Genomic DNA, 3,465 nt, shown 5'->3' on the forward strand with positions numbered 1-3,465 from the left:
ACACACGACCTGCCTGAGCTAAGGTGGCGCTGGATCTTCACTGGCACACGGACATGACCGCAGACCACGACGCAGACGGCGAGCTGCTGGACGACGAAACCCTCGAAAAGCTGCAGGCGCTGGAGGCCCGCGCCTATGCAGCCTTTGATGCGGGCGACCTGGCTGACGCAGCAATCCTGTTCGGCCAGCTCGTCGAATGGACACCCGACATCCCCCACCTGCACTACATGCGCGGGCTGGCACACAAGTACCTGCGCGAGTGGGCGTTGTCGCTGCAGGACAATCTCCGCTCCGAGCAGCTGCGCGATGAAGTCGATGAGGCGACCGCGTGGAATGCGGGAATTGCCGCCACCGGCGCCGGCGACTGGGCCGAGGCGCGCCGGCAATGGACCCGCTGCGGCATCACCCTCCCCGAGGGCGAAGGCCCGATCAACGGCAATTTCGGTGTTGCCTGTGTTCGCCTGAATCCGTGGTCCAGCGGCGAGACCGTGTACATGCGCCGGCTCGATCCGGTACGCGCGCGGCTGGAAAACGTGCCGCTTGCGGAGAGCGGGTTCCGCTTCGGCGACATCGTGCTGCACGACGGCGCCTCCACCGGGCGCCGGACCTACGGCGATCGCGAAGTACCGGTGTTCAATGCCATGCAGCGCCTGCAGCAGTCGGACATGGCGACCTACGCCGTGTTCGTGCAATGCGGTTCGCCGGACGACATCGCCGCGCTGCGCGCAATGACGTTGCCCGGCATCAGCCTGGTTGAAGACTGGACCCATTCGGTACGTCACCTGTGCCTGCGCTGCAGCTATGGGACACCGCACCAGCACGATGACGACAGCCACGAGGATGACAGCGGCTGGGTGCGCGAGCGCAATCTAGGTATTGCCGCACAGGGCCGCGCTGCGGTCGAAAAACTGATGTCGGCCTGGGCCGCGGCAGGCACCGGGCGCACGCTCGATGCGATCGAACACCGTGAGCACCCGCAGCAGGGTCCGCAGCCGGGCCAGGTGTGGTGGCTGGGTCACGAACAAGCGGACGCATGACGGCAGGGCGCTGCAGCCCTTACGGTACAAGGCTTTCAGAATTCTTCAGGCGTCCTTCCAGCACTTCAGCCAGCCCTCTGGCCGAATCGACACTCCTTTCGATGGAGTCCGATCATGCGTTCGCCGCTGCCTGTGTCCACCCTGCTGCTGTGCCTGTACGCCCTCCCCTGCATCGCAGGCCCTGCCCACCCAGATCCCGGCCGCATGCGCGCGCTGGAGCAGGCCATTGCCAGCGATGAGCTGAAACAGATCCGCAGCGTGCTGCTGCAGGTTGATGGACAGGTCGTGTACGAGGGCTATTTCAACGGTGCCGATGCGCAGACCCTGCACGACGTGCGCTCGGCCAGCAAAAGCGTGACCGCCCTGCTGGTCGGCGCAGCGATCGGCGACGGCCGGCTGCCGGGCGTTCGCGCGAAGGTGTACGACTACTTCCCGGCCTTCGTCGCCCACCACGACGTGGACCCCCGCCTGCGTGGCACGACGGTGGAGGACCTGTTGGCGATGAGCACGCTGTGGGAGTGCGACGACGAGAACCCGTTCTCGGCCGGCCACGAGGCGTGCTCGGCGCGGTACTGGAACGTGCGACCGGACAACCGCTGGCCGATTACGCAGCCCATGCACTGGAACGACCACTGGGCATCACCCACAGCCAGTGGAACCGTTCCCCCGAGGGCATCGGCATGGGCGGAGGCGGCACACGCTACCGCAGCCGGGACCTGGCCCGCCTCGGCCAGCTCGTGCTTGATGGCGGTCGTTGGCAGGGGCGCCAGCTGGTTCCACGCGACTACGTCGCCGCGATGCTGTCACCGCAGGCAACGGCCGGCGACGGCAGCGATTACGGCTATCAATGGTGGGGCCTGAAACTGACTGTCGGTGGCCAGCCACAGACCGTATGGGCGATGTCCGGCAACGGCGGCAACTACGTGTTCCTGCTGCCGCAACAGCGCGCCGTCGCGGTGGTGACCAGCCAGGCCTACAACCGCAGCATCGCTCACCCGCAGTCGCGCCGCATTCTCACCGAATTCCTGCTGCCGGCGCTGCGCTGAGGTCGGCCAGCCCGGCGGGACGCCAGTCGGCCGCCAGCACCTGCGCACGCTGGCGGCCGATATCGGCATCGATGCGCGCCAGCAGCGGCGCCCAGCCGGGCGCTTCGTGCAGGGACGCAAACAGCGGCGTGGAGCGCAACCACGCCGCATCGCGGAAGCCATCATCGACCGCCTGTTGCAGCGCGGTGACGGCAGCCTCCGGGTCGCCTTGCGCCTGCAGCAGCAGGGCCCGCTCAAGCGCGGCATCGGACCACCCGTCGCCGCGCTGCGCCTGCAACATTGCAAGACGCGACGCCACCCACTCCGGCGATGCCGCGGGCTGCGCGTACAAGGCCGCCAGCGATTGACCGAGCGATTGCTGTGGACGCAGCTGCCGCCCGCGCTCGAAGGCATCGGCAGCACCGGCGTGATCGCCCGCCAGCAGCGCCAGTTCGCCCTGCAGCCGCAGCAACTGCGGATGTGGCGTGCCGCGTGCCAGCGCCTCGGTCAACGCCTGCCTCGCCCGGCCCGGGTCACCTGCCGCGAACAGACTGCGCGGCCAGGCGATGTTGGCGAAGACGTTGTCCGGATACAGCTGGAAATTACGCGCGTGGCGCTGCGCGGCCGCGTGAGTGAAACCGAGCAGCTCCAGTTCGCGCGCCACCTGCACATCACGGAAGCGCAGGCGCTCGGGCGCCGTCAATGCAAGATTGGCACGCAGGGCCAGGGCAAGGTGGCCGCGCTCCTGGTGCAGGTAGGCGAGCGAGGCACGGGTGCGCTCGTCGCCCGGATCCAGCGCGATCGCCCGCTCGTATTCGGAAATGGCCTGCGGCATCTGCCCGAGGCAGTCGTAGGCATAACCTCGAAGCGCGTACACAGCACCCTCCTGCGGCGCGAGATCACGTTCGATGTTGGCCAGCGCCAGCCCTTCCCGGACCTGCTCGGGCGATCCATTGAACAGACAGCCCTGTGCGGACAACGCTCGTGACAGGCCGCGCCGCGCCGGACTGGAATCAGGGTCCACCTGCAATGCCTGCCGGTACAGGGCGATGGCGCGCTCGTTGTTGCTGGCCTGGCCGATGCTGGCGTAATAGTCGGCGCGCTGCAGCAACGGCAGCGGGCCACCGGCCGCCGGCGCGCGCGGCCAGAACGAGGCGGCAGCGGCGAGAACGACGACACCGGCACCTGCAAGCCATGGCCATTTCTTCCGGTGCGCGGTAATGGGCACCGCCGCTGCCGGCGGTGCGATGGTCGGCACTGCACACAACTGATAGCCGCGCCCGCGTACCGAACGGATGTAGCGCGGGCGTCGGCTGTCATCACCCAGCGCCTGCCGCAACAGCTTGACCCGCTGGCTGATCGCATCCTCCCCAACCACTGCAGGTGCCCACACCTGTGCAGCC

General features: G+C 68.1%; 3 protein-coding genes and 1 pseudogene. 3 read left to right on the forward strand and 1 reads right to left on the reverse strand.

Going from position 1 to position 3,465, the window contains the following annotated elements; translation table 11 throughout:
- Positions 1-53: 53 nt before the first annotated feature.
- The 3 genes and pseudogenes from AC1VAN_RS20085 (at position 54) to AC1VAN_RS20095 (ending at position 2,083) form a co-directional block, all read left to right on the forward strand.
- Positions 54-1,037 carry a tetratricopeptide repeat protein gene (locus tag AC1VAN_RS20085; RefSeq protein WP_442251531.1) on the forward strand — a complete coding sequence of 328 codons (984 nt, stop codon included), beginning with the start codon at positions 54-56 and terminating at the stop codon, positions 1,035-1,037.
- Positions 1,038-1,241: 204 nt separating this feature from the next.
- A pseudogene (locus tag AC1VAN_RS20090) lies at positions 1,242-1,484 on the forward strand (serine hydrolase); the annotation flags it as partial.
- 110 nt (positions 1,485-1,594) lie between these two features.
- Entirely contained in the window at positions 1,595-2,083 is a 489-nt protein-coding gene (locus AC1VAN_RS20095) for a serine hydrolase domain-containing protein (protein ID WP_480986564.1), read from the forward strand.
- Here the strand turns inward: AC1VAN_RS20095 and AC1VAN_RS20100 are convergent.
- On the reverse strand, positions 2,052-3,465 hold a 1,414-nt coding region (locus AC1VAN_RS20100; protein ID WP_480986565.1), incomplete at its 5' end, for a tetratricopeptide repeat protein. The two genes, AC1VAN_RS20095 and AC1VAN_RS20100, sit on opposite strands and share 32 nt — an antisense overlap.

The organism is Stenotrophomonas sp. 05L44_2 (assembly GCF_056665995.1).

Bases quoted from the DNA above. Each gene is read 5' to 3' on its own strand.
- AC1VAN_RS20085 (WP_442251531.1), top strand. From the start codon at position 54: ATGACCGCAGACCACGACGCAGACGGCGAGCTGCTGGACGACGAAACC.